This window comes from Burkholderia cenocepacia, assembly GCF_900446215.1.
In the GTDB taxonomy this organism is placed as follows: domain Bacteria; phylum Pseudomonadota; class Gammaproteobacteria; order Burkholderiales; family Burkholderiaceae; genus Burkholderia; species Burkholderia cenocepacia.
This window is the reverse complement of the sequence record NZ_UAQZ01000007.1, coordinates 492,509-518,489: the sequence shown is the minus strand read 5'-3', so window position 1 is coordinate 518,489 and position 25,981 is coordinate 492,509. Positions and strand designations below refer to the sequence as shown.

Sequence of the window (25,981 nt, the reverse complement as noted above, 5' to 3'; positions counted from 1 at the left end):
TCCGGCAAAGCTGGCCCCGCGCATGACGCGGGAACGGATATGCGTCGGGCGGGCCCGCGTCGCGATGCGAACGGGCCTGCCGTGTCGGGGAGGCAGGCCGGCCTCCCCGGGGCGCTGCGGTCAGACGATGATCTGATGGTTCGCGAGCAGGCTCTCCAGGTTGGTCGTCACGTTGTTCAGCGTGACGAGGGTTTCGGAACCGAACGCCGTCCCGGCGCCGTCGCGGTCGATGCTGATCACCGTATCGGCGCCGACGTTCGTCACCGACAGGAACTGCCCGATCGTGTCGCCCGCATCGATCGTGGGCACGCCGTCCACGTAGTGCGCGGGCCCGTCCGCGTCGGCCGTGTAGCCGACCAGCAGCTTCGACAGATCGATCTTGTCGCCGCTCGTATCGGTGGGGCCGCTTGCCAGCTGGAAGTCGGTGATGACGTCGTGGCCGTTGCCGCCGGTGTTGTCCGCGCCGACGACTTCCCACAGGAACACGTCGGTGCCGGCGCCGCCCGTCAGCGTGTCGTTACCGGTGCCGCCGATCAGGATATCGTTGCCGTTGCCACCGTTCAGCGTGTCGTTGCCGGCGCCGCCGCGCAGCAGGTCATTGCCGTCGCCGCCGTTCAGCACGTCGTCGCCGCCATAGCCGTACAGTCGGTCGTTGCCGGACGTGCCCGTGACGGTGTCGCTGCCCGACGTCCCCTCGATGATCGACGCCGACTGCGTCGAGCCGAGCAGGCTCGCGTTCAGCAACTGACCGGCGGTGGCCGATGCGGACAGCCCTGTCTTGTCGGTCGCGGAGATCGTCACGCTGTCGAGCGCGCTGATGCTGATCAGCCCGCCGTTCAGCGTGATCGAACCGAGAAACTCGTTGAGCCTCAGGTTGTCGATCGGGCCGCCGTCGGTCGCCGTGATCGTCAGGTCGGACGACGGCCCGATGATGCCGAGGATTCCGGGGTTGTTGACGACGTTGAAGTGCAGCCCCAGTTCGTTCGCCAGCGCCTGGTTCGCGTTGAATTGCAGCGCGCCGAGGCCGAGCAATCCGCCGTAGTGCAGCGTCACGTGATCGAGGTTGTTGTTGTAGTCCGATGCGGAGAACGCCTGCTGCGTGCTGAAATCGATCAGGTTGAGCAGGTTCGCGCCGATGATCCCGAGCAGGTTCCCCGATGCCTGCGCCGATACGACCGGTGCGACATTCGGATCGATCGTGAAAAGCTGCGACGTCGTCGGGCCGAGGTTGCCGGCGGCATCGACCACGCGCACCGTCGCCGTGTAGTTCGCCGCGGACAACACGCCCGGCGTGTACCAGGTCCAGTTCGTGCCATTGACGGTCGCGTTGGTCCAGTGGGCGCCGCCGTCGAGGCTGACCTGGACGACCTCGCCCGCACCGAGCGCAGCATTCAGCGTGCCGCTCAGGGTCGGGGTCGTGTCGCCGGTGATCCAGTCGTTGGGCACGCCGGTGTTGTCGGTCAGGGTCGTCAGCGTGGCCGTCGCAGTCGGTGCGGTCGTATCGACCGTGATCGCGAATGCCGCGCTCGGGGGGCTCACGTTGCCGGCCGTGTCCGTGGCAGTCACCGTGATCGAATGCGCGCCTTCACCCAAGCCTGTGGCCGGCGTGAACGTCCAGTTTCCGGACGGATCTGCCGTCGTCGTACCCAGCAACGTCGTGCCGTCATAGACGCTCACCGTGCTGCCTGCTTCCGCCGTACCGGCAAGCGTCGGGGTCGTGTCGTCCGTCGTCGCGCCAGTCGTCAGCAGGCCAACGATCGAGCCAACGTCGTCGGTCACGGTGCCGATGATCGGCGCGGCCGGCGCCGTCAGGTCTGAAACCGTTACCGACGCGGACGGGCCGGTGTTGCCAGCCGCGTCCGTGGCGGTCACGCCGATCACCGTGCCGATCGGCAGCGGGCTCGATGGTGTGTACGTCCACGCGCCGCCCGGGTCGGCTGTTACGATGGCGTCCGGCGTGCCGTCGCCGTTCGTATCGATATTGACCGTCGCGCCCGCTTCCGCCGTACCCGACAGCGACGTACCATCGGTCGCGTTCACAGTCGGTAATGCAGGAGCCGTCGTATCGATCGTCAGATCGAAGGTCGTGCTCGGGGGGCTCACGTTGCCGGCCGTGTCCGTGGCAGTCACCGTAATCGAGTGCGCGCCCTCTCCCAAACCCGTGGTCGGCGTGAACGTCCAGTTTCCGGACGGGTCTGCTGTCGTCGTACCCAACAACGTCGTGCCGTCATAGACGCTCACCGTGCTGCCTGCTTCCGCTGTACCGGCAAGCGTCGGGGTCGTGTCGTCCGTCGTCGCGCCAGTCGTCAGCAGGCCAACGATCGAGCCAACGTCGTCGGTCACGGTGCCGATGATCGGCGCGGCCGGCGCCGTCAGGTCTGAAACCGTTACCGACGCGGACGGGCCGGTGTTGCCAGCCGCGTCCGTGGCAGTCACGCCGATCACCGTGCCGATCGGCAGCGGGGTCGATGGTGTGTACGTCCACGCGCCGCTGGGGTCGGCTGTTACGGTGGCGTCCGGCGTGCCGTCGCCATTCGTATCGATATTGACCGTCGCGCCCGCTTCCGCCGTGCCCGACAACGACGTACCGTCGGTCGCATTCACCGTCGGTAATGCAGGAGCCGTCGTATCGACCGTCAGCTCGAAAGCCGTGCTCGGGGTGCTCACGTTGCCGGCCGTGTCCGTGGCAGTCACCGTAATCGAGTGCGCGCCCTCTCCCAAACCCGTGGTCGGCGTGAACGTCCAGTTTCCGGACGGGTCTGCTGTCGTCGTACCCAACAACGTCGTGCCGTCATAGACGCTCACCGTGCTGCCTGCTTCCGCCGTACCGGCAAGCGTCGGGGTCGTGTCGTCCGTCGTCGCGCCAGTCGTCAGCAGCCCGACGATCGAGCCAACGTCGTCCGTGACGCTAACAACGATCGGTGCGGCCGGCGCCGTCAGGTCTGAAACCGTTACCGAGCCAGACGGGCCCGTGTTGCCTGCCGCATCGGTAGCCGTCACGCCGATCACCGTGCCGATCGGCAGCGGGGTCGATGGTGTGTACGTCCACGCGCCGCTGGGGTCGGCTGTTACGGTGGCGTCCGGCGTGCCGTCGCCATTCGTATCGATATTGACCGTCGCGCCAGCTTCCGCCGTGCCCGACAACGACGTACCGTCGGTCGCATTCACCGTCGGTAATGCAGGAGCCGTCGTATCGACCGTCAGCTCGAAAGCCGTGCTCGGGGTGCTCACGTTGCCGGCCGTGTCCGTGGCAGTCACCGTGATCGAATGCGCGCCTTCACCCAAGCCTGTGGCCGGCGTGAACGTCCAGTTTCCGGACGGGTCTGCCGTCGTCGTACCCAGCAACGTCGTGCCGTCATACACGCTCACCGTGCTCCCTGCTTCCGCTGTACCGGCAAGCGTCGGGGTCGTGTCGTCCGTCGTCGCGCCAGTCGTCAGCAGGCCAACGATCGAGCCAACGTCGTCCGTGACACTAACAACGATCGGTGCGGCCGGCGCCGTCGTGTCTCCCGTCACCGTTACCGAGGCAGACGGGCCCGTGTTGCCTGCCGCATCGGTAGCAGTCACGCCGATCACCGTACCAGCCGGCAGCGGGGTCGACGGCGTGTACGTCCACGCGCCGCTCGGGTCGGCTGTCACGGTGGCGTCCGGCGTGCCGTCGCCATTCGTATCGATGTTGACCGTCGCACCCGCTTCGGCCGTACCCGACAGTGACGTACCGTCGGTCGCGTTCACTGTCGGAATCGACGGAGCTGTCGTATCGATCGTCAGGTTGAAGGCCGTACTCGGAACACTCACATTGCCGGCCGTATCCGTTGCGGTGACGGTCAGGCTGTGCGCGCCCTCTCCCAAACCCGTGGTCGGCGTGAACGTCCAGTTTCCGGACGGATCTGCCGTCGTCGTACCCAGCAACGTCGTGCCGTCATACACGCTCACCGTGCTCCCTGCTTCCGCTGTACCGGCAAGCGTCGGGGTCGTGTCGTCCGTCGTTGCGCCAGTCGTCAGCAGGCCGACGGTCGAACCAACGTCGTCCGTGACGCTAACAACGATCGGTGCGGCCGGCGCCGTCGTGTCACCCGTCACCGTTACCGAAGCAGACGGGCCCGTATTGCCCGCCGCATCGGTAGCCGTCACGCCGATCACCGTCCCGATCGGCAGCGGGGTCGACGGCGTGTACGTCCACACGCCGCTCGGGTCGGCTGTCACGGTGGCGTCCGGCGTGCCGTCGCCATTCGTATCGATGTTGACCGTCGCACCCGCTTCGGCCGTGCCCGACAACGACGTACCGTCCGTCGCGTTCACTGTCGGAATCGCCGGAGCCGTCGTATCGATCGTCACGTTGAAGGCCGTGCTCGGAACACTCACGTTGCCTGCCGTATCCGTTGCGGTGACGGTCAGGCTGTGTGCACCCTCGCCCAGTGCAGTAGTCGGCGTGAACGTCCAGTTTCCGGATGGGTCCGCTGTCGTCGTGCCGAGCAACGTCGTGCCGTCATACACGCTCACCGTGCTGCCTGCTTCCGCTGTGCCGCTCAATGTCGGCGTCGCATCGTCAGTACTGCCGCCGGAAATGATCGCACCAACAACAGAGCCCACGTCGTCCGTCACGGTGCCGATGATCGGTGCCGCAGGCGCCGTCGTGTCACCCGTCACCGTTACCGAAGCAGACGGGCCCGTATTGCCGGCCGCATCGGTAGCCGTCACGCCAATCACCGTACCAGCCGGCAGCGGGGTTGACGGCGTGTACGTCCACGCACCGCTCGGGTCGGCTGTCACGGTGGCGTCCGGCGTGCCGTCGCCGTTCGTATCGATGTTGACCGTTGCGCCCGCTTCGGCCGTGCCCGACAGCGATGTACCGTCGGTCGCGTTCACAGTCGGTAATGCAGGAGCCGTCGTATCGATCGTCAGGTTGAAGGCCGTGCTCGGAACACTCACATTGCCGGCCGTGTCCGTGGCGGTGACGGTCAGGCTGTGCGCGCCCTCACCCAGTGCGGTAGTCGGCGTGAACGTCCAGTTTCCGGACGGGTCTGCTGTCGTCGTGCCCAGCAACGTCGTGCTGTCATACACGTTCACTGTGCTCCCTGCTTCCGCCGTACCGGCAAGCGTCGGGGTCGTGTCGTCCGTCGTCGCGCCAGTCGTCAGCAGCCCGACGATCGAGCCAACGTCGTCCGTGACACTAACAACGATCGGTGCCGCAGGCGCCGTCGTGTCGCCCGTCACCGTCACCGAGGCAGACGGGCCCGTATTGCCCGCCGCATCGGTAGCCGTCACGCCAATCACCGTACCAGCCGGCAGCGGGGTTGACGGCGTGTACGTCCACGCGCCGCTGGGGTCGGCTGTTACGGTGGCGTCCGGCGTGCCGTCGCCGTTCGTATCGATGTTGACCGTTGCGCCCGCTTCGGCCGTGCCCGACAGCGATGTACCGTCGGTCGCGTTCACAGTCGGTAATGCAGGAGCCGTCGTATCGATCGTCAGGTCAAAGGCCGTGCTCGGGGTGCTCACATTGCCGGCCGCATCCGTTGCGGTGACGGTCAGGCTGTGTGCGCCCTCACCCAAACCCGTGGTCGGCGTGAACGTCCAGTTTCCGGACGGATCTGCCGTCGTCGTACCCAACAACGTCGTGCCGTCATACACGCTCACCGTGCTGCCCGCTTCCGCTGTGCCGCTCAATGTCGGCGTCGCGTCATCAGTACTGCCTCCGGAAATGATCGCACCAACAACAGAGCCTACGTCGTCCGTCACCGTACCGATGACCGGCGCACCCGGTGCCGTCGTATCCCCCGTCACCGTTACCGAAGCAGACGGGCCCGTATTGCCCGCCGCATCGGTGGCCGTCACGCCGATCACCGTACCAGCCGGCAGCGGGGTCGAGGGCGTGTACGTCCACGCGCCGCTCGGGTCGGCTGTTACGGTGGCGTCCGGCGTGCCGTCGCCGTTCGTGTCGATGTTGACCGTCGCACCCGCTTCGGCCGTACCCGACAGCGACGTACCGTCGGTCGCGTTCACCGTCGGTAATGCAGGAGCCGTCGTATCGATCGTCAGCTCGAAAGCCGTGCTCGGAACACTCACATTGCCTGCCGTGTCCGTGGCGGTGACGGTCAGGCTGTGCGCGCCCTCTCCCAAACCCGTGGTCGGCGTGAACGTCCAATTTCCGGACGGGTCGGCCGTCGTCGTACCCAACAACGTCGTGCCGTCATACACGCTCACTGTGCTGCCTGCCTCCGCTGTACCGCTCAATGTCGGCGTCGCGTCATCAGTACTGCCGCCGGAAATGATCGCACCAACAACAGAACCCACGTCATCCGTCACGGTGCCGATGACCGGCGCACCCGGTGCCGTCGTGTCACCCGTCACCGTTACCGAGGCAGACGGGCCCGTGTTGCCTGCCGCATCGGTGGCCGTCACGCCGATCACCGTACCAGCCGGCAGCGGGGTCGAGGGCGTGTACGTCCACGCGCCGCTGGGGTCGGCTGTTACGGTGGCGTCCGGCGTGCCGTCGCCATTCGTATCGATGTTGACCGTCGCACCCGCTTCGGCCGTGCCCGACAACGACGTACCGTCCGTCGCGTTCACTGTCGGAATCGCCGGAGCCGTCGTATCGATCGTCAGATCGAAGGCCGTGCTCGGAACACTCACGTTGCCGGCCGTATCCGTTGCGGTGACGGTCAGGCTGTGTGCACCCTCACCCAGTGCAGTAGTCGGCGTGAACGTCCAGTTTCCGGATGGGTCCGCTGTCGTCGTGCCGAGCAACGTCGTGCCGTCATACACGCTCACCGTGCTGCCTGCTTCCGCTGTGCCGCTCAATGTCGGCGTCGCATCATCAGTACTGCCGCCAGAGGCAATCGCACCAACAACAGAGCCCGCATCGTCCGTCACCGTACCGATGACCGGCGCACCCGGCGCCGTCGTATCGCCCGTCACCGTTACCGAAGCAGACGGGCCCGTATTGCCCGCCGCGTCGGTAGCCGTCACGCCAATCACCGTGCCAGCCGGCAGCGGGGTCGAGGGCGTGTACGTCCACGCGCCGCCGGGGTCGGCTGTTACGGTGGCATCCGGCGTGCCGTCGCCGTTCGTATCGATGTTGATCGTTGCGCCCGCTTCCGCCGTGCCCGACAGCGACGTACCGTCGGTCGCGTTCACTGTCGGAATCGACGGAGCTGTCGTATCGATCGTCAGGTCGAAGGCCGTGCTCGGAACACTCACATTGCCGGCCGTGTCCGTGGCGGTGACGGTCAGGCTGTGCGCGCCCTCTTCCAAACCCGTGGTCGGCGTGAACGTCCAGTTTCCGGACGGGTCGGCTGTCGTCGTACCCAACAACGTCGTGCCGTCATACACGCTGACCGTGCTGCCCGCTTCCGCTGTGCCGCTCAATGTCGGCGTCGCATCATCAGTACTGCCGCCAGAGGCAATCGCACCAACAACAGAGCCCGCATCGTCCGTCACCGTACCGATGACCGGCGCACCCGGTGCCGTCGTATCGCCCGTCACCGTTACCGAAGCAGACGGGCCCGTATTGCCCGCCGCGTCCGTGGCCGTCACGCCGATCACCGTGCCGATCGGCAGTGGGGTCGACGGCGTGTACGTCCAGACGCCGCTCGGGTCAGCCGTCACGGTGGCGTCCGGCGTACCGTCGCCATTCGTATCGATGTTGACCGTCGCGCCCGCTTCCGCCGTGCCCGACAGCGACGTACCGTCCGTCGCGTTCACCGTGGGCAGCGCGGGAGCCGTCGTATCGATCGTCAGCTCGAAGGCCGCGCTCGGGGTGCTCACGTTGCCGGCCGCATCCGTCGCAGTCACCGTAATCGAGTGCGCGCCCTCGCCCAAACCCGTGGTCGGCGTAAATGTCCACTTCCCGGACGAATCCGCTGTCGTCGTTCCCAGCAGCGTCGTGCCGTCATACACGCTCACCCTGCTACCCGCTTCCGCGGTACCGCCGAGCGTCGGCGTCGTATCGCTCGTCGCACCGCCGATCGTCACCGGATGTTGTGCATCGTCGCTGACGGCCGTAATCGCAGGCGTTTCCGGCACGATCGTATCCACCACGATCCCCACCGTGCTCAGCTCGCTCGTATTGCCGCTACTGTCGGTCTGCGTCACGGTGATCTGATGGGCGCCCTCCGGCAACGTACCGGGCGTGTACGACCAGCGCCCGTTCGCGTCCGCAGTCACCGCACCGATCGTCTGACCATCGACCTGGATCGTCACCGTCGTGTTCGGCTGAGCGCCCGAACCCGCGATCGTCGGCGACGCCCGCCCCGTGACGATATTGCCGTTGCCGTCGGTCGACTGCCCATCGATCGAATCGATCGCCAGTCGCGCCGGCCCGGTCGGCGTTCCTCCGCCACTGGCGCCGCTACCGCCGTCATCCCCACCGCCGCCGCTGGCCGCGGCTGCCGCAATGCCGCCGGCCGCGGCGACGCCGCCGAGTATTCCGAGCAGCGCACCGGTCGACAACCCGTCGCCGATCGGCGCATAAGTGAGCGCCGCATCGACGATGCCATCGCCGGTCGCCTGCAGTGCGGGGCCGAACTGCACAAGAAATCGCCCGTCGTCCTGAACGAAGACGAGATTGTGATAATCCGCGCCGTTCTCGAAGAACGCCTGAACGCGCACTGTTCGGCCGTCCTTGAATTCGACGACCAGGTCGTTCCCCGAACGCGCATAGTTGGCCACGTCCTCTTTGTGGGCCGACAGCAGGAAATTGGCCGGGCCTCCTGGCGACGCGACGACCTGCGACCCGTTGGCGACCGGAACATCGACGTGATTGCTCAAGACCGACGAGGAAACCATTGCCCGACTCCTTGTAGATGGATGTGACAAAACCTGGCCCGTCGATGACAGGCAAACGTTCAACCAAACAGGCGCGACGGAGCACGACGCGAATTCGCGCCGCTGCAAACCGGGTATCCGGCTCGCGCGGGACGCAACGAGCCGCTAGCCCGCCCGAGGCGGCCTATGCCGGAAAAGGAAAAATGGAGCCGGGGCTGCTACGGAATCAGGGATGAGTCCAGACGGCCGGAACAGCCGTTCGCCCTGCGTGCCGGGAAATGGCCCAATACAACGCGCCAGTCCGACGGACATACGTGTTTGATGGCCCTCGCGCCGCGGGTGTTGTCCACGCGGCGATTTTTTGTTTGATATTGGATCTGCATTTCTACCGCCCTCGCCATATTAGTTATTTCCTTTTATCGCGAATCATCAACAATTCGCTTGATCAGGGCGAATTGCCGCGGTGCACCATCACTCTCTCTATGTACCGCTCGTGCCTGCGTTTAGATTACACCGGTCTTTCACGTACATGATTGCACTCCACTGGCACTTTTACAAATATTTTCAGCCTTTCTTTCGCATATTTCCCGCCGCTTATAAAAACATAAACAATTGTCTGGATTGGTTCACCTTATTCGCTGTCGTGGCAATGAGTCATCGCGATGCGGGTTATCCCCGAAAGCACCGCTGGAAACCGAATGTTTTCGGCCCAGCCAGTGCGACAAGGCGTATGCACGCACGCTCGCACCCAACGCTGCAGGGTGAAAAATGAAATCGAACCTCACCATGCAACTATATTGAGATCGAGCATTTCGACGCGTCGGATCCTGCAAAAAACCTCTTCGACGACAAGGATTTTCGCGAGACGCTTCTCTCTTCCCGACATTCACTCAAAACTTCCGACATCCGGGCGCTTCCGACCCCAGCATCCGTTTCTGCATGGATGCCCGGAATCCAATTCAACCTTCACCGCAACCCTGTCCGCTCATACCAAAAAAACCGTCTCCCGAAAACCACACCCGATGAATCCAGAAACGAAATAAACGACCTGGTCTTTATTAATTGAATCGTCGCCGCAGACAATCGATGCTCATTTCGTCCGCGTCCTGGCCGCCATCGGCACGCCGCGTATCGTGCGTGCATCGGCCGCGGTCCTGAATTACCATCGTGCATCCCCGCCCGGCAAGCCTGGCCGTTCGCGGTTCAAGGTCGGAATATCCCGGATCCATCGATCGTGCTCGCCCTCATCATCCTCGCCGGCCTGTGGGCCGGCCTGCAGAACGCTCTCGCCGGCGGCGGCTCGTTCGTCACGCTGCCCGCGCTGATCGTGTCGGGGATGTCGCCGCTCGCGGCCAACATCACGTCGACGGTCGCACTGTTCCCCGGCCAGGTCACGACGGGCTGGGCGAGCCGGAACATGGTGAGCGGCGTGGGCAGGCTGCCGTTTCGCGCGCTGTTCGCGATCAGCGTGGTCGGCGGCGCGCTCGGCGGGCTGCTGTTGCTGAAGACGCCTTCGTCGATCTTCTCGCGCCTCGTCCCGTGGCTCGTGCTGTTCGCGACGATCGTGTTCGCATGGGGCAGCTTCTTTCGCAAGCCGGGCGCGGGCACGCAACATCTCGGCCCTGTCGCGGCCGGGGCCTCGCAGTTCCTGATCGCGATCTACGGCGGCTACTTCGGCGGCGGCATCGGGTTCCTGATGATGGCCGCGCTGACGATGGCCGGCCTGCCGCCGCGTCGCGCGATGTCGACCAAGAACGCGCTCGCGGGCGTGATGAATGCGTCGGCGGTCGTGCTGTTCCTCACCTCGCCGCACCTTCACTGGCGCGCGGCGATCGCACTCGGCGGCGGCGCCATCGTCGGCGGCCTGCTCGGCGCATGGGCGCTGCATCGCGTCAACGAACGCGTGCTGCGAATCGCGATCGTCTGCATCGGCGTGCTGCTGACCATCGGGTTGTTCGTCAAACCGATCTGACCCACGCCCACGCCTGCCGCGATCGCGGTAATTGATGAGCAAACCGCAAGACGTCTTTCGCATATCTCGTTTGCCGTCACGGCGGTGTCCGCCGACAATCCGGTTTGTCGCCATCATCGCCCTCTCGCGGGCACCGACCGGCACACCGTGGCCGCCATTTCGATTCACCGCCGGCGGCCCCGCACATCGCGTCACACACGCTCCCTCGACATCGGCGCCCCGCAGCGGCAGAACGCTTGCCGCCGCGCCGCCCGATACGTTCCCGGCCAACAATAACTAGAGGTAGGAGATGCAGGACAACTCGTTGAGGCAAAGCCTCAAGCAACGGCACATCACGATGATCGCGCTCGGCGGCGTGATCGGCGCGGGCCTGTTCGTCGGCTCCGGCGCGATCATCGCAACGGCCGGCCCCGCGGCGATCCTGTCGTACCTGATCGGCGGCGTGATCGTCACGCTGGTCATGTTCATGCTCGGCGAAATGGCGTCCCGCAATCCCGACAGCGGATCGTTCTCCACGTATGCGAGCAGCTATCTCGGCGAATGGGCCGGCTTCGCGGTCGGCTGGCTGTACTGGTTCAAGTCGATGATGACGATCACCGTCGAAGCGATCCTGCTCGGCGCGATCCTCCACGATTTCCTGCCGTGGCTGCCGATCTGGGGCGGCGCGCTGTTCATGCTCGTCACGCTGATCGCGAGCAACGCGTATTCGGTGCGCTCGTTCGGCGAAGCCGAATACTGGCTGTCGTTCGCGAAGGTCGCGACGATCATCGTGTTCATGGCGCTCGGCGCGTCGATCCTGCTCGGCTTCCAGCCGCGCATTCCCGCGCCGGGGCTCGTGAACCTCACGGATCACGGCGGCTTCATGCCGAACGGCATCTCGCCCGTGCTCGCCGGCGTGATGGTCGTGATCTTCTCGCTCGGCGGCAGCGAGATCGCGGCAGTGGCCGCGGGCGAATCGGAAAACCCGAGCAGGAACGTGATCCGCGCGATCAAGAGCGTGATCGTGCGCGTGATGGTGTTCTACGTCGGCTCGGTGTCGATCCTGATCCTGTGCATGCCGTGGACCGACAAGGCCAACCTGAAATCGCCGTACGTATCGCTGTTCGGCATGGCAGGCTTCACGGAGGCCGCCGTCGCGATGAAGATCGTGCTGTTCGTGTCGTTCATGTCGGTGATGAACTCGTTCCTGTTCTCGAACTCGCGCATGCTGTTCTCGCTGAGCCAGCGCGGCCACGCGCCGGCGGTGTTCGGCCGCACCAACGCGAAGGGCGTGCCGATGAACGCGCTCGTGCTGTGCCTCGCGATCTGCGTGTCGATCCTCGGCATTCACTTCGTGAGCGGCGGCGACCTGTTCCTGATGCTCGCGAAGAGCAGCGGCGCGTTCGTGATGATCGTGTGGATCTTCATCATCGTCGCGCACTTCGCGATGCGCCGGCAGACGAAGCACGAGCAACGCGACCCGACGGCGTTCCGCGCGTGGTTCTATCCAGTATCGAACTGGGTCGCGCTGCTGGCGCTGGTCGCCGTGCTGGGGTCGCAGGCGTTCAACCCGGATTCGCGCTTCCAGTTCTGGTTCACGGTGCTGACGGCGCTCGCGATCGTCGCGGCGTACTTCCTGCGGCGCAAGCAGCCGTCGTTCGGGCAGGCCGCCGGCGCGAAGGGGCGTTGACCGGCGGGAGGCCGACCGGCGTGCGCGTTCCGTTCAGCCGAACGGCCGCACGCCGATCAGCGGGCCGTGCAGGAACAGCGCGAACACGGCCCAGGCGACGAGCCCGGCCGCCACGGTTGCGAGGTCGCCGGCCAGCCCGCCGGCCGGATAGCGGACACCGTCGCTGCGATCCCGCGCACGCGACACGACGAAATCGACGATCGACCACACGAAGAACGCACCGAACAGCACGACCGCATGCACGGTGCCGTTCACGAGCAGGTGCGCCACCGCCCACACCATCACGCCGGCCAGCATCGGATGCCCGACGAGCGTCTTGATCCGGTTGCGCGGCACGTAGGACGCGGCGATCAGCACGAACGCGACCGCGGTCAGCATGCCCGTCAGGTGGCGCACGCCGACCGGCGACACCCACAGCAACGTCGCGCCGGCGCGGGCGATCCCGTACCCCCAGATGATCAGCACGAAGCCGACGATCGACGCGATCGCGTAGCCGCCCTTCCAGCCTTTCTCGCCGATCCGATCGATCGTCGCGGACCGCCAGCCGTCGGCGACGATCCGGACCGAGTGCACACCGAGGAAGATCGCTAAACCGAGAATCAGGACGAGCATCGGCTGTCTCCGTCTGGAATGATGAGTGGGGAAGCGTGCCGCGCGGCGTACGGTGCGCCGTTCGCGGGCCGGCGGCGAGGCCGGCGCGGGTCGCGCGACGCACGGGCGCAGCCCGCGCCGATCATAAACGTCGGGGCCGCCGTTGTGAAGCACGCAGGATGTGCGGTGCGTCACGCTCGATGCGTTCATGCGCCGGATCGCGCGGGCCAGTCGCCCGCGCGGCGTGCTGGTCGGCCGCGACGAGGCGGTCTGAAAGAAAGGAAAGCGAACCTTGCGAGGCTGTCGCGCCACGCGGCCGGTATTACGTCTGCTTGCGCTTCGCTGCCGGTTTCGGTGCCGGCGCGGATGATGATTTCGATGCCGGTTTCGCTTTCTGCGCCGACGCCGGTTTCGATGCGGATTTCGCCGCTGGCGTGGATGCCTTTTTGGGCGCCGGTTTCGCTGCAGGCTTCGGCGCCGCCCTCGATCCCGTCTTCGACACCGCCCGCGCCTTGCGCTTCGGCGGCCCGGCCAGCAGCGCCGCGCGATACGCGCTGCGGCACCAGTCGAACAGCGCGCCCGCATCCTCGAGCACGTCGGCCGGCGTTTCGTAATAGCCCTCGAGCGAGACGGTGCGCGTGGGCCGCGCATACGAGAACGGCCCCATCCCCGCCGCGACGAACGCCGGGCGATTCACGTCGTCGACACGCAGGAACAGCGACCCGCGCGACAGGAAGCCGAACATCACGCCGTCGAGCCGCAAGGCCGCCCCGCTGAAGAACCGTGCTACGGCGACCGTACCGAGCGGCGCAAGCTGATACGCAATTTCCTCGCCGTGCGCCTTCTCCGCCTGCCAGCTCATGCGGACGCCTCGCAGCGCTGCGTCCACGCATCGAACTCGGCCGCGTCGACCCCGACGGCCGCCGCGCTCTCGCGAATCTGCCGCCACGTTGCGCGGTCGACCGGAATCCCGGCCGTGCCGCGTGCGGCGCGGCTCGCCTCTTCCGGCTCGCCGGGCACCTGCACCGGCGCATCGCCGGCCCGCGGCGACGCCTTCGCCCACGCGACGAACGCATCGGCTTCGCGTTCGGCATCGGCCGCGTCGAACGCGTTCGGATCGATCAGCACCGAGAGCATCCCGTTGACGATCGCGCTCGTCTTCTGCAGCGTATCGCCGTACGTCGTATGCCCGCCCACCAGCGCGCCGCCGAAGATCTCGCACATCGCCGCGAGCGCATAGCCCTTGTGCAGCCCGAACGGCAGCAGCGCGCCGAACGGCTGCTCGTGCATCACGGCCGGATCGTCGGTCGGCTGGCCGCGATGGTCGATCAGCGACCCGGCCGGCACGCGCTTGCCCTGGTTGTACGCGACACGCGTCTTGCCGTACGCGATCGCGCTCGTCGCGAAATCGAGCAGCAACGGCGGCTTGCCCGCCCGCGGATACGCGGCGCAGAACGGATTCGTGCCGAAACGCGGATCGGTGCCGTGCAGCGGCGCGACCAGCAGGTCGCCCGGCACGTTGACGAAATGGAACGACACGAGCCCGGCGCGCGCGCACTGCTCGGCCCAGTGCCCGATGCGGCCGAGGTGATGAACGTCGCGCAGCCCGATCGCGCAGATGCCCATGCGCCGCGCGCGCTCGATTCCTTCGACCATCGCCTCGAACGCGATCACCTGGCCGAAGCCGCGCCCGCCGTCGATCGTCAGCACCGCGCCGCCGTCGCGGACGATCGACGCGTGCCCGTTCAACTGCAACTGCCCTTCGCGCCACGACGCGACGTAATTCGGGATCATCCCGATCCCGTGCGAATCGTGGCCCGCGAGATTCGCGCCGACCAGGTGATCGGCGACGAGCGTCGCCTCGCGCGGGTGGCTGCCGGCCCGTTCCCAGAGTGCCGCGACGAAGGCGTGCAGCGATTCGGCGCGCATGCGCAGCGGTTCGGTATCGGGCGTCGGCAGTGCGGTCATCGGCAACACTCCATCAAGGCGGTTCGGGTCGGGCAATCGGTACGTCGAACGTTGCGCCGATCAGCGCGCGGTCGCGATCACGTCGGCAACGGCCGCGGTGAGCTTCTTCGCATACGGTACGTGCAGGAACTCGTTCGGGCCGTGCGCGTTCGACTTCGGCCCGAGCACGCCGCACACCATGAATTGCGCTGCGGGGAAGCCTTCCTGCAGCACGTTCATCAGCGGGATCGTGCCGCCGAGGCCCATGTACGCGCAGTCGGCGCCGAAGTGGCGGCGCGACGCGGCGTCGAGCGACGACGCGAGCCACGGCGCGAGATCCGGCGCGCTCCAGCCCGTCGCGGCGCCGGCGTCCGGCTTGAACGTGACCTTCGCGTTGTACGGCGGATCGAGTTCGAGCAATTCCTTGAGCTGCTGGACGGCCTGCGCGGCGTCGACGAGCGGCGGCAGCCGCAGCGACAGCTTGAATGCGGTGCGCGGACGCAGCACGTTGCCCGCATCGGCGAGCGCCGGCATGCCGGCCGCGCCCGTCACCGACAGCGACGGACGCCACGTCGAATTCAGCAGCGCCTCGCGCGGATCGGTCGTGGTCGGCAGCACGGGCTTGCCATCCTGGCCGCACGCCCACGGCAGCCCCTTCCACACCGTGTCGCCGAGAATCGCGGCAGCGGCCTCGGCTTCGCGCACGCGGCTCGACGGAATCTCGCAATGGAACACGCCCGGCAGCAGGTTGCCGTTCTTCGCGTCTTCGAGGCGCTCGAACAGCTGGCGCATCACGCGGAAGCTCGACGGCGCGATGCCGCCGTAGACACCCGAGTGGACGCCTTCTTCCAGCACCTCGACCTGCAGGTCGCCGGACACGAGGCCGCGCAGCGACGTGGTGAGCCACATCTGGTCGTAATTGCCGGCGCCCGAATCGAGGCACACGACGAGCGACACCTGACCGAGCCGGTCGCGCAATGCGTCGACATACGGCAGCAGGTCGTAGCTGCCCGACTCCTCGCAGGTCTCGATCAGGCCGACGCAGCGCGGCCGCTCGATGCCCTGCTCGTCGAGCGCGCCGAGCGCCGCGAGGCTTGCGTAGATCGCATAGCCGTCGTCCGCGCCGCCGCGGCCGTACAGCTTGCCGTTCTCGAACTTCGGCGTCCACGGGCCGAGGTCCGCGCGCCAGCCGTCGAATTCGGGCTGCTTGTCGAGGTGGCCGTACAGCAGGATCGTGTCGGTGCTGCCCGAGCGCGTGGCCGGGGACTCGAAGAAGATCACCGGCGTGCGGCCCGGCAGGCGCACGATTTCGAGCTTCAGGCCCTTCACCGGCTGCCGTTCGGCCCACTGCGCGGCATCGGTGACGACGCGCTCGAGATATCCGCGTTTCGCCCAGTCGGGGTCGAATGCGGGGCTCTTCGCGGGAATCGCGATGTAGTCGGTCAGGGCGTGGAGGATTTCATCGTTCCACTTGCGCTCGATGAAGGTAACGAGCTTGTCATGGTCGAGGACGGGGGTAGTGTCGACGGAAGTCATGGTGGGGGTGCCTGGATCGGGCTGACGAAAACCCAGATCATACGCCGATGCGCCCCCACCGGCGCCCCTCCTGGCCGTTCAGACAGCGTTCGGAAATGCGTCGCGCAGCCCGGCCGCGCGGGTGAGCGCATCGTGCCGCAGGGACGGCTTTTCATCGTCGCGCGAGCGCTCCGGCCCGACACCCGCTACGTGCCGCCGCGATCCATCCCGCGCCGGTACGCGGCCGGGCTCGTCGCCGCGACGCGCCGGAAATGCCGGCGCAGCGACTCCTCGGAACCGAACCCGGCGCGCGCCGCGACTTGTGCGAGGGGCAGCGCGGGCTGCGCCTCGAGCATGTCCTTCGCGACGTTCACGCGCTCGCGGATCAACCACGCGAGCGGCGACATCCCCGTCGCATCGGAGAACTGACGCTGCAGCGTGCGCGTGCTCATCGCGGCCTGCGCGGCGAGCGACGCGAGCGTGTGCGGCTCGGCCGCATGCGCGCGCATCCAGTCGATCAGCTTGGCGAGCCGGTCGGTGCCGCCCGGTGCGACCGGACGCGGCACGAACTGCGCCTGGCCGCCGTCGCGATGCGGCGGCAGCACGAGACGCTGCGCGACGCGGTTCGCGATCGCGCCGCCATGATCGCGGCGCACGAGATGCAGCAGCATGTCGAGTCCCGCCGCCGAGCCGGCCGACGTGACGATCTGCCCTTCGTCGACGTACAGCGCATCGGGATTCACGCGCAGCGCCGGATAACGGGCCTGCAGACGTTCCGCATACCGCCAGTGAGTCGTCACGGTGAGGCCGTCGAGCACGCCGGCCGCCGCGAGCACGAACACGCCCGAACAGATCGAGCAGAGCCGCGCGCCGCGCCGGTGCGCGGCCCGCAGCTTCTTCAGCAACGGCTCGGGTGGCAATTCGTCCGGATCGCGCCAGCCGGGAATCACGATGGTGTCCGCGCGATCGAGCGTCGCGAGCCGGTAGGGCGCGGCAACGGTAATGCCGCCCGCCGCGCGCACCGGCCCCGGCTCGCTCGCGCATACCGCGAAGCGATACCAGTCGACGCCGAGTTCGGGGCGCTCGAGCGCGAACAGTTCGACCACGCAGCCGAATTCGAACGTGCAGAGCCGATCGTAGGCGAGCGCGACGACGAGATGATTGTGCATGGCGCGATGTTACCGGAACTTGTCGATCGCGCCACTGCCGCGACCCGCGCCGAACCGCGATACTGCCCTTCATTGCGGCGCATTTCGTGCCCGTTCAACCCGGAGAGCCTGACCATGTCCCACGTCACCGACGTCCCCGCCGCCGACAGCCCCGCCGCCCTCGCGCATTTCGAGGCCTCGCTGCGCTTCGAGACCGATTGCTGGGACGTGCACGACGCGTTCGCATCCGGCACGTCCGATTTCGTGCTGCTCGACGTGCGCGGCCCCGACCAGTTCGCCGCCGGCCACGTGCCCGGCGCGCGCAACCTGCCGCACCGCAAGATCGTCGAAAGCAAGCTCGCCGGCTACCCGGCCGACACGCTGTTCGTCGTCTACTGCGCGGGGCCGCACTGCAACGGCGCCGCCCGCGCGGCGATCCGGCTCGCGCGCCTCGGCCGCCCGGTCAAGCTGATGATCGGCGGCGTGACGGGCTGGCTCGACGAAGGTTTCGCACTGAGCAACGACGTGCAGCCGACCGACGTCGAAGCCGCCTGATCGTCACTAAAAGCGCAACAATCAATTGCCTGCACACGAACGGAAAAAGCGCGACAATCAGCCTCATTGCAGTTCGGACGGAGCAGCACCATGCATGATGCAGTCCTGATTCAAGTGGCCGGTTCAGTCGCGGCGATCGCGCTCTATTTCCTGCCGGCCGTCATTGCCGACCGGCGCGGCCGGCACGACAAGCTGACGATCGCGATGTTCAACGCCCTGTTCGCGTGGACAGGCATCGGCTGGCTGATGACGCTGTACTGGGCGTGCCAGCCGAACCCGCGCACCGACGTCGCGCAGACGATCCTCGCGAAGCGCCGCGGTATCAGCATGCGGACTTTTTCGACCGGCCTCGTCGAACGCGTGCAACGCCGTGTCGCCGCCCAGGAGCAATGGGCGGAAAAACAAGGCTGCCGGTAGGTCCCTCTTTCCCCTTCACCGACTCGCGTCGAACTTCGGCATCCTGACGTTGGTCGACGCGCGGTAATCCCACTTCAGTGCGTCACGCGGCGGCCAGCCGCCCGCGTGCAACCGCGCCGCGAATGCCCCCGCCGTGACCGCCCGTGCGATTCGCTCGCCCGGACATCCATGCGGCCCCGTGCCGAAGCCGAAATTCGGCCCCGCCGTGCGGCCGGGCATCAGCCGGTGCGGCTCGCGATGCACGGCCGGATCGCGATTCGCCGCTGCCAGCACGACGAGGATCGCGTCGCCGGCTTCGACGCTCACGCCTTCGATCGTCGTGCGTGCCGCGACGAAGCGGCGCGTGTTCTGTACCGGTGAATCGAAACGCCCGACTTCGGCGACGAATGCGTCGATCGCGGCGGCGTCCGGCACCTCGCGTGCTTCGCCGTTCCACGCCACGAGTGCATTGCCGAGCCATGCGGCGGTCGCCTCGCATGTTTGCGACAGCAACCCGACGAGATTCGCGACCAGCGCGCCGCCCGCCTGCCAGCCCGACGCGCGGGCCGCTTGCTGCACCGCGGCGACCAGCGTGCCGTCCTGCGCATGCGACTGCGCGACGCGTTCCGTCATCCGGTCGAGCAGTTGTCGCGCCGCGTCGCTCGCGCGCGCCAGCGCCGCGGCATCCGACAGCGGCGACAGTGCCGCGACGAACTCGACGACCCGCGCCGCGATGTCGTCGAGCTGGGTTTCGTCGAAGCCCAGCAGCTCGGCAACCGCGCACACGGGCACCGTCATGCACCATGCGTTCAGCGCGTCGGCATCGCCGGGCGCGGACAACCGCCGCGCGGCAATCACCTCGGCGCGATCGCGCAGCGCGGCCGGGTCGAGCGGCGCGAACGCCGCACGCAACACCTGCTTCGGTACGTCGTGTCGCGATGCACCCTCGTTCATGCGTACCAGCTCGCCGAACAGCGCGCCGGCCGTCGTGCCGCGCAACGCGGGCGGCACCGGCGCGTCGAGCGGGCGCACGCGGCAGGCCGGGTCGCCGAGCACGGCCGTCACGGCCGTCGCGCGGCTCGCGACCCACAGGCCGAGCGTGGCATCGAACGCGAGCGGCGGCCCGTCGACGAGCGCGGCGTAATAGGGATAGGGATCGCGGTGCGTGACCGCGGCAATGGGATCGGTCGGGTTCATGCGCTCAGTATCGGCGCAGTGCGCCGCCGCATGTTTCGGGATGGCGTGAAATGTCGCGGTACGGACGGCGAGCGACGAGTCACGGCATGGCTGAGGCGGCCGGCGTCAGGCCGCCGATCGGTCGCGGTGCGACTGCATGCGCAGCCGGACCCGCCCGGCCGAAATCGCGCGCGGTTCGGGCACCACCGTGTCGTGATGGAACATTTCCTGCCGGAATTCGCCGCTTTCGTCGAACCACTGGCAGATCAGCCAGTCGCCGTCGTCGAACACGACCGGCCCGGCATACGTGACGGTCATGCGCGGGCCGCCCGTTTTAAGCGTCACGACATCGCCCACGCGAAACCTCATGCGGTGATTTTCTCGGATCGTCATCGCTCTCTCAGCTTTTTATATATTGAATATATTGATATTCCCGGCGGCGCACTGACCGGCCATTGGAACGTGCCGCAGATTATCAATCAAAAAATCATCCGGCAACTGCCGCGCGCGGCAACGCTCTGAACAATAACCTGCAACAATGCGCGGGATCGTCACGCCTGACGGCCCGCCGGGCGTCAGGCGCGGCGCGCCGGCTGTGGCCGAACAGGCGGAATGCGGAGAATAGACGATGATTTTCGCGTCGTCATCGACGATTAATTCGGACGCGAAACCGGTTGATTATTGTCAATCAATGTTTCGCCGTAAACGATTCCGGCTTTTATTGGGGCTCATTCGTCGAACAAAATCGGCGAATTATCCGGCGCCGCAAACCAGCGGTTGATATCGCGCCCCGGCACGGCCGCCTGGGTAAAGGTGAAGGTGCCGTCGCGCCTCATCTCCGTCGCCGCGCGCAGGAACGCGCCGAGCGCGGCCCGCGCCAGCGCGCCGCCGACGCTGACACGCTTCACGCCGAGCGCCGCCAGTTCGTCGAGGCTCAGCAGCCCGCCCTGCAGGCCCATGACGACATTGACCGGCGCGCCGACCGCCCGCGTCACCGCCGCGATCTCGTCGGCGTCGGTGATGCCGGGCGCGTACAGCACGTCGGCGCCGGCGTCGCGATAGGCGACGAGCCGCGCGATCGTGTCGTCGAGGTCGCGGCGGCCGTGCAGGTAGTTTTCGCAGCGGGCGGTCAGCGTGAACGGAAACGGCAGCGCGCGCGCCGCGTCGACGGCCGCCGCGATGCGCTCGACCGACGCGTCGCGCGCATAGATCGGCGTATCGGCGCGACCGGTCGCATCCTCGATCGAGCCACCGACCGCGCCGGCTTCGGCCGCCAGCCGGATCGTTTCGGCCACCGTGCCGGGCGCGTCGCCGAAGCCGTTCTCGAGATCGGCGCTCACCGGCAGGCCCCCCGCGGCGACGAGATCGGCGATGTGATCGAGCATCGCGTCGCGGTCAATCGCGTTGTCGGGCTGCCCTTTCGAAAACGCGTAGCCGGCGCTGGTCGTGGCGAGCGCCTCGAAGCCGGCCATCGCGAGCAGGCGCGCGGTGCCGGCGTCCCACGGGTTCGGGATGATGAACGCGCCGGGGCGCGTATGCAGCGCACGGAAAGCTTCGGCGTGGCGGGCTTGCAGGTCGGAACGGATCATCGCGAACTCCAGGGACAGTGTTGACGGGTGAGCTTACGCCGGTCGTGCACGCGACGTTTCAGCTTTCGTCGAAATGTCATCGCGCAACAGGAAGAATGCGGCCCAACGCCGAATGCAGGCCACCCCGCGCGGCCGCCCGCGTCGGTTCACGTCGATACGGGCCGCCCGCCGTCGCTGCCGAGCAACACGTCGGTGACGGCCTCGGAGAACCGCATCGCGCGACCGTCGATCAGCACGCCGTCCGGATTCGACGGATCGCGCACCGCTGGCGGCACGCCATGCGCAAGCAGCACGCGCGCGCATGCCTCCCAGTCGGCCTCACCGGCTCCCTCCGGTTCGTTGACCGACGCCCACGACAACGTACCGAGCGCGTCGCTGCCGAACCCGTGCAGGTCGCGCCAGCCCGCACCGTGCGCGAGCAGAAACGCCAGCAGTTCCGCATCGCCGCGGAACACCGCGTGATTCAGCGCGCTCGCGTCCCAGTCGCCGCCGCGCGCGTCGATCGGCCAGCCCAGCTCGACCATCACCTTCACCGCATCGCGCGAACCCCATGCGGCGGCGTCCGGCAGCAACCGCAGCCGGTCGTCGGACAGCGCACCGGGCAGTTCGCGATGACGTGCCTGGATGCGCCGTGCGTCGTCGGCATCGGCGCGCGCGCACGCCGCCACGAACGCGTCGTGCGCATCGAGCGCCTCCTCCGCGCCGGCCGCGCGCAACAGCGCCGCGACATCGGACGATCCGGTCTGCATCGCGAGCCGGTACGCGCTGACGCCCGCGGCGGTCCGCGCGCGGGGATCGGCGCCGGCCGCCAGCAGCGCGGCGACGTGGCGCGCCGGGCAACGCACGGCGATCGCGCGCAGCAACGGCGCGCCCCACGTCCTGGTCGGCCCCTCGCCGGCCGGTTCGTTCGGATCGCCGCCATGCGCGAGCAGCAGTTCGAGCGCGGCCGCGTCCGGCACGTCGAGCGCGCGTCGCAACGCATTCGTCCCGCCCACCCGCGCGCCGTGCTCGAGCAGCAGCCGCGTGCACGCCGGGTTCTCCACCGAGTGATACAGCGATTCGCCGTCGTTCGGATCGGCGCCGGCTTCCAGCAGCATCGCGGTGAGCGCCGGATCGCGCTGGACGCCGGCGGCGCCATAGAGCGCCGACAGCGGCGCCGACGCATCGGGCGCGGCGAGCGAGGCCGGCGGATACCGGTTGCCGATCCGCTGGTTCGGATCGGCGCCCGCATCGAGCAGATGACGCGCGCACGCACGCAACCTCGCCGCGAATTCGGGAAGCTGCCCGAGCCGCGAATGCGTGACGGCGACGAGCGGCGGCAGCTTCAGCGCCCCGCCGGCGCGCGCGATCCAGCCGGGATCGGCGGCCAGCGCGGCCTTCACCGCATCGAGATCGCCGGCCGCACACGCGATGGTCGGGTCCGCCGAAACGAGATCGGGATGATCGAGCAGCAATTGCGCGGCGACGCGCGGCTGGGCCGCGTCGAAGCCGCCCGTCACGTCGGCGCCGTAAGCGAGCTCGAGCCAGCGGCGGATCAGCAGCGGCCGCGGTTCCCGCGTGAGCGCATGGGTTTCGACGAACACGCCGAGATCGGCCCACGAAGCAAAACCGTACTCGCGCGCGATGCAGGACTGCGCGTCGTGCAGGCGCAGCCCGAGCGCGAGCGTTTCGTCGTGCGTGCGATTCGCGGCGGCGGGCAGCGACTCGACGAAGCGCGCGACGGCATCGGCGTCACCCTGCCGGTACAGGCGCAACAACGCCTTGGCCTGCTTTTTCAGATGATCGGGATGGGCGTTGGGAGGCAGCTTTTTCATGCGGATCCTCGTGCATGGATGGCCGAAGGTCCGCAATACCGCCAGCACAAAGGATGGGGAAAGACCGGATTTGCCGCGACAGGTGGGTTGAACCCTTTCCGCGGACCCGGAAGCGACCTGCATCGCTGCCCGGTATCGTAGGCGACGGCCGCCGGCAACGTCAATCGTGCCGCGCGGCGGCGCTCAGCCCGCGAGTTTCTTCGTCAGGAAAATGCGGCTGTGCCCGACCGGATAATCGGGCAGCTCGCCGAAGCGGACATAGCCGCGCTTCTCGTAGAACGGTCGCGCCTGGAAGTCGAACGTGTCGAGCCACGCGCTGTGGCAGCCGCGCGCGACGGCCTCCTGTTCGGCCAGGTCCATGATGCGCGTGCCGGCGCCCTGGCCGCGCGCGGCCTCGGGTACGACCAGCAGGTCGACATGCAGCCAGCCGAACGCCGTGCCGCCCCACAGGCCGCCGACCACCGCGCCGGCCTCGTCGGTCACGATCACGGCCAGCGGCCGGAAGTCGACCGGGCCGGCCTGGCTTTCGTTGAAGCGGATGAGCGGCGCGACGATCTGCTTGCGCACCGCCGCGTCGCCCGCATCGGTCACTGCGTAGGTCAACGTCATCGAGTTGCGTCGGGTCGTGAATGAAAGTGATGCGAGGAGGCTGAAACTGCCCGCGCCGCGCCCATCAAACGACGTACGCGCCCTTCGCGTGCAGTTCCGCTTCGGTCCGCTCGAGCGCCGCGATCGCATCGCTGCCTTCGAGCGCCAGCAACTGCGCGACCAGCGCCTCGGCCATCGCATGCGCGGCCACCAGCGACGGAAAGAACGACGGGCTGTCGTGCGTGAAGATCAGTTGCGCGTCCGCGTGCAGCGCGATCGGCGACACGGCGCTGTCGGTGATCGCGACGATCCGGCTGCCCTGCGCCTTCGCGGCCTGCGCGACGCGCGTCGCTTCGGCCGAATACGGCGCGAAGCTGACGATCACGGTCACGCTCTGCTTCGCGATCGTCCGCAGTTCCATTTCGAGCGAACCGGCGACGCCGTTCAGCAGCGACACGGTCGGCCGGAACAGCCGGTAGCCGTAGACGAAACCGAACGCAACCGGATAGCACGAGCGAAACCCCGCCACGTGCACATGCGATGCCTTGCGGATCAGCTTTGCCGCATCCGCGAGCGCATGCTCGTTCTGCGCGGCGGTCGCCGACAGGTTGTGCTGCTGCGCGGCGAGCAGGTCGTGCGCGAGCGACGCCTTCGCGTCGGGCCGCACGAGCGAGCGCGCACGCTGCGTGAGCGGCTCGGGCCGCGTGCGCACGCGCGCGACGCACAGGTCGCGCAGCTCGTTCCAGCCGGGAAAGCCGAATTGCTGCGCGAGCCGCACGAGCGACGCAGGCTGCACCTGCGCGCGCTGCGCGACCTTGCGCATCGACGACGTGGCGACTTCGTCGGGATGATCGAGCAGGAAGGCGGCGCCCGCCTGGAATTGCGGGCTCAGCTCGGAAAATTGCGCCCGGATCCGGGACGCGAGTTCGTCGAAATTGGCGGCCATCTTGATGGGAACGGGAACCGGTCGTCCATGGTATCACCGGCCCCGCGCGCATCGGTCAGCGCAGCACTTCGACGTGATCGGCGTCGACCTTCACGCGGCCCGACCATTTGCGCTCGAATTCGCCGGTCAGCTTCACCTCGTTCTTGTCGCTGACGGGCTGGCCCGCCGCCCACAGCTTGTGGTCGATTTCGACGTGGATCGTGCCGGTGGCGTCGGCGAACTCGTAATCCTCGCCGCCGACGTGCTTGACGATGCGCCCCTGCAACTGCACGTGCTGGTCGTCCCGGCCGTTGGCGAGCAGTTCCTTCACGGTCGTCGTCGTCAGCGCGGACGGCCCCGTGTATTGCGCGTAGACGGCGGCGGGCAGCGCGACGAGCGCGACCGCCAGAATTCTGGCCAGGTGTTTCATGATCGTGGTCCTCTTCTTCGATGTGGCGCCGCGCTCCGTTGAACGCGACGGCGTCAGATTACGGACCGTAAGATTAAGCAAACCTGAAGGGCATGCCGAAGTGACACGGTGCCGCATTGGACGAGTACGAAAACCGCGCGGCGCCCTGCGCGCATTTAAGCTTGGTCTAAGACGCGTGCGCTTATCATGGGGATCCCGGGCGCCGCGGCGCCCCGTTTGAAGAGACACGAATTCATGCGCGTACTGCTCGTCGAGGACGATCCGCTGATCGGCAGCGGGCTCGAACAGGGCCTCAAACAGGAAGGCTTCGCGGTCGACTGGGTGAAGGACGGCGACGCCGCGTCGCTCGCGCTGCGCGCGACCGGCTACGGATTGCTGCTGCTCGATCTCGGGCTGCCGAACCGCGACGGTTTGTCGGTGCTCGCCGCGCTGCGCCGCCGCGACGAAAACCTGCCCGCGATCATCATCACCGCGCGCGACGGCGTGCCGGACCGCATCGCCGGCCTCGACAGCGGCGCGGACGACTATCTCGTCAAGCCGTTCGAGCTCGACGAGCTGCTCGCCCGCATTCGCGCAGTCAGCCGCCGCCATGCGGGTCGCGCGCAGACGACGCTCGCGATCGGCCCGCTGCGGCTCGATCCCGTCAAGCACCTCGTCTGGCTCGACGGTGACGAAGTCCCGCTGTCGCCGAAGGAATTCGTACTGCTGCACGAGTTGATGCGCGAACCGGGCGCGGTGATTTCGCGCGAGCAGTTCGAGGAACGGCTGTACAGCTGGGGCGAGGAAATCGAGAGCAACGCGGTGCAGGTGCATATCCACAACCTGCGCAAGAAACTCGGCCACGACATGATCCGCACGGTGCGCGGCGTCGGCTACCGGATCGGTGACGGCACGTGACGC

The 25,981-nt window shown here is 67.5% G+C and carries 18 protein-coding genes; 5 read left to right on the top strand and 13 right to left on the bottom strand.

The window, feature by feature from the left end:
• Positions 1-120 precede the first annotated feature (120 nt).
• Complete coding sequence (gene adhA, locus DTA15_RS16260) at positions 121-8,787, bottom strand: cable pilus-associated adhesin AdhA (protein ID WP_122332868.1); 8,667 nt, start codon at positions 8,785-8,787, stop codon at positions 121-123.
• Between the two features lie 1,213 nt (positions 8,788-10,000).
• Here adhA and DTA15_RS16255 point away from each other — a divergent pair.
• Complete coding sequence (locus DTA15_RS16255; protein ID WP_006490854.1) at positions 10,001-10,738, top strand: sulfite exporter TauE/SafE family protein; 738 nt, start codon at positions 10,001-10,003, stop codon at positions 10,736-10,738.
• Positions 10,739-11,027: 289 nt separating this feature from the next.
• Positions 11,028-12,407, top strand: coding sequence for an amino acid permease (locus tag DTA15_RS16245; RefSeq protein ID WP_006490861.1), 1,380 nt, complete (start codon positions 11,028-11,030; stop codon positions 12,405-12,407).
• A 33-nt stretch (positions 12,408-12,440) separates the two neighbouring features.
• Here the strand turns inward: DTA15_RS16245 and DTA15_RS16240 are convergent, their stop codons facing one another.
• From DTA15_RS16240 to ftrA, 5 genes are all read right to left on the bottom strand, one after another.
• Complete coding sequence (locus tag DTA15_RS16240; protein ID WP_006490860.1) at positions 12,441-13,019, bottom strand: NnrU family protein; 579 nt, start codon at positions 13,017-13,019, stop codon at positions 12,441-12,443.
• 301 nt (positions 13,020-13,320) lie between these two features.
• Positions 13,321-13,860 carry a TfoX/Sxy family protein gene (locus tag DTA15_RS16235; protein ID WP_006490858.1) on the bottom strand — a complete coding sequence of 180 codons (540 nt, stop codon included), beginning with the start codon at positions 13,858-13,860 and terminating at the stop codon, positions 13,321-13,323.
• Positions 13,857-14,966 carry a malate/lactate/ureidoglycolate dehydrogenase gene (locus DTA15_RS16230; protein WP_006490859.1) on the bottom strand — a complete coding sequence of 370 codons (1,110 nt, stop codon included), beginning with the start codon at positions 14,964-14,966 and terminating at the stop codon, positions 13,857-13,859. Before DTA15_RS16230 ends, DTA15_RS16235 begins: the two co-directional genes overlap by 4 nt.
• Positions 14,967-15,026: 60 nt before the next feature.
• Positions 15,027-16,481 (bottom strand): M20 family metallopeptidase, encoded by a 1,455-nt coding sequence (locus DTA15_RS16225; protein WP_006490856.1) that lies wholly within the window; start codon positions 16,479-16,481, stop codon positions 15,027-15,029.
• Positions 16,482-16,666: 185 nt separating this feature from the next.
• A complete protein-coding gene (gene ftrA / locus DTA15_RS16220; RefSeq protein ID WP_006490855.1) occupies positions 16,667-17,629 on the bottom strand; it encodes a transcriptional regulator FtrA in 963 nt (320 codons plus the stop codon).
• Between the two features lie 114 nt (positions 17,630-17,743).
• On the opposite strand from ftrA, the gene DTA15_RS16215 reads away from it, so the two are divergent.
• Entirely contained in the window at positions 17,744-18,163 is a 420-nt protein-coding gene (locus DTA15_RS16215) for a rhodanese-like domain-containing protein (protein WP_006490857.1), read from the top strand.
• Positions 18,164-18,253: 90 nt separating this feature from the next.
• Entirely contained in the window at positions 18,254-18,580 is a 327-nt protein-coding gene (locus DTA15_RS16210) for a superinfection immunity protein (RefSeq protein ID WP_006490851.1), read from the top strand.
• Positions 18,581-18,595: 15 nt separating this feature from the next.
• Here the strand turns inward: DTA15_RS16210 and DTA15_RS16205 are convergent, their stop codons facing one another.
• The 7 genes from DTA15_RS16205 to DTA15_RS16175 all read right to left on the bottom strand — a co-directional run bounded on the left by DTA15_RS16205 (position 18,596) and on the right by DTA15_RS16175 (position 25,081).
• Positions 18,596-19,756: a cytochrome P450 gene (locus tag DTA15_RS16205; protein ID WP_006493868.1), complete on the bottom strand. Its 1,161-nt coding sequence runs from the start codon at positions 19,754-19,756 to the stop codon at positions 18,596-18,598.
• A 105-nt stretch (positions 19,757-19,861) separates the two neighbouring features.
• A complete protein-coding gene (locus DTA15_RS16200; RefSeq protein WP_034178596.1) occupies positions 19,862-20,128 on the bottom strand; it encodes a YodC family protein in 267 nt (88 codons plus the stop codon).
• A 335-nt stretch (positions 20,129-20,463) separates the two neighbouring features.
• Positions 20,464-21,324: an isocitrate lyase/PEP mutase family protein gene (locus DTA15_RS16195; RefSeq protein WP_006489758.1), complete on the bottom strand. Its 861-nt coding sequence runs from the start codon at positions 21,322-21,324 to the stop codon at positions 20,464-20,466.
• A 146-nt stretch (positions 21,325-21,470) separates the two neighbouring features.
• Positions 21,471-23,138, bottom strand: coding sequence for an ankyrin repeat domain-containing protein (locus DTA15_RS16190; RefSeq protein ID WP_012493494.1), 1,668 nt, complete (start codon positions 23,136-23,138; stop codon positions 21,471-21,473).
• 183 nt (positions 23,139-23,321) lie between these two features.
• Entirely contained in the window at positions 23,322-23,747 is a 426-nt protein-coding gene (locus tag DTA15_RS16185) for a GNAT family N-acetyltransferase (RefSeq protein WP_006485684.1), read from the bottom strand.
• A 64-nt stretch (positions 23,748-23,811) separates the two neighbouring features.
• On the bottom strand, positions 23,812-24,672 hold the full coding sequence (locus DTA15_RS16180; RefSeq protein ID WP_006485686.1) for a MurR/RpiR family transcriptional regulator: 861 nt from the start codon (positions 24,670-24,672) through the stop codon (positions 23,812-23,814).
• Positions 24,673-24,727: 55 nt separating this feature from the next.
• Positions 24,728-25,081, bottom strand: coding sequence for a YgiW/YdeI family stress tolerance OB fold protein (locus DTA15_RS16175; protein WP_006485690.1), 354 nt, complete (start codon positions 25,079-25,081; stop codon positions 24,728-24,730).
• A 234-nt stretch (positions 25,082-25,315) separates the two neighbouring features.
• Between DTA15_RS16175 and DTA15_RS16170 the strand changes: the two genes are divergently transcribed.
• The gene (locus DTA15_RS16170) at positions 25,316-25,978 is read left to right on the top strand and encodes a response regulator (protein ID WP_006485687.1); all 663 of its coding nucleotides are present in this window, start codon (positions 25,316-25,318) and stop codon (positions 25,976-25,978) included.
• The last annotated feature ends 3 nt before the right edge of the window (positions 25,979-25,981 follow it).

What these genes read in the sequence shown, in the direction of transcription:
- DTA15_RS16180 (WP_006485686.1), bottom strand. Translation starts at nt 24,672, where the DNA reads ATGGCCGCCAATTTCGACGAACTCGCGTCCCGGATCCGGGCGCAATTT.
- DTA15_RS16190 (WP_012493494.1), bottom strand. Translation starts at nt 23,138, where the DNA reads ATGAAAAAGCTGCCTCCCAACGCCCATCCCGATCATCTGAAAAAGCAG.
- DTA15_RS16235 (WP_006490858.1), bottom strand. Translation starts at nt 13,860, where the DNA reads ATGAGCTGGCAGGCGGAGAAGGCGCACGGCGAGGAAATTGCGTATCAG.
- DTA15_RS16215 (WP_006490857.1), top strand. Translation starts at nt 17,744, where the DNA reads ATGTCCCACGTCACCGACGTCCCCGCCGCCGACAGCCCCGCCGCCCTC.
- DTA15_RS16195 (WP_006489758.1), bottom strand. Translation starts at nt 21,324, where the DNA reads ATGATCCGTTCCGACCTGCAAGCCCGCCACGCCGAAGCTTTCCGTGCG.
- DTA15_RS16225 (WP_006490856.1), bottom strand. Translation starts at nt 16,481, where the DNA reads ATGACTTCCGTCGACACTACCCCCGTCCTCGACCATGACAAGCTCGTT.
- DTA15_RS16245 (WP_006490861.1), top strand. Translation starts at nt 11,028, where the DNA reads ATGCAGGACAACTCGTTGAGGCAAAGCCTCAAGCAACGGCACATCACG.
- DTA15_RS16175 (WP_006485690.1), bottom strand. Translation starts at nt 25,081, where the DNA reads ATGAAACACCTGGCCAGAATTCTGGCGGTCGCGCTCGTCGCGCTGCCC.
- DTA15_RS16200 (WP_034178596.1), bottom strand. Translation starts at nt 20,128, where the DNA reads ATGACGATCCGAGAAAATCACCGCATGAGGTTTCGCGTGGGCGATGTC.
- ftrA (WP_006490855.1), bottom strand. Translation starts at nt 17,629, where the DNA reads ATGCACAATCATCTCGTCGTCGCGCTCGCCTACGATCGGCTCTGCACG.
- DTA15_RS16230 (WP_006490859.1), bottom strand. Translation starts at nt 14,966, where the DNA reads ATGACCGCACTGCCGACGCCCGATACCGAACCGCTGCGCATGCGCGCC.
- DTA15_RS16205 (WP_006493868.1), bottom strand. Translation starts at nt 19,756, where the DNA reads ATGAACCCGACCGATCCCATTGCCGCGGTCACGCACCGCGATCCCTAT.
- DTA15_RS16210 (WP_006490851.1), top strand. Translation starts at nt 18,254, where the DNA reads ATGCATGATGCAGTCCTGATTCAAGTGGCCGGTTCAGTCGCGGCGATC.
- DTA15_RS16185 (WP_006485684.1), bottom strand. Translation starts at nt 23,747, where the DNA reads ATGACGTTGACCTACGCAGTGACCGATGCGGGCGACGCGGCGGTGCGC.
- DTA15_RS16170 (WP_006485687.1), top strand. Translation starts at nt 25,316, where the DNA reads ATGCGCGTACTGCTCGTCGAGGACGATCCGCTGATCGGCAGCGGGCTC.
- adhA (WP_122332868.1), bottom strand. Translation starts at nt 8,787, where the DNA reads ATGGTTTCCTCGTCGGTCTTGAGCAATCACGTCGATGTTCCGGTCGCC.
- DTA15_RS16240 (WP_006490860.1), bottom strand. Translation starts at nt 13,019, where the DNA reads ATGCTCGTCCTGATTCTCGGTTTAGCGATCTTCCTCGGTGTGCACTCG.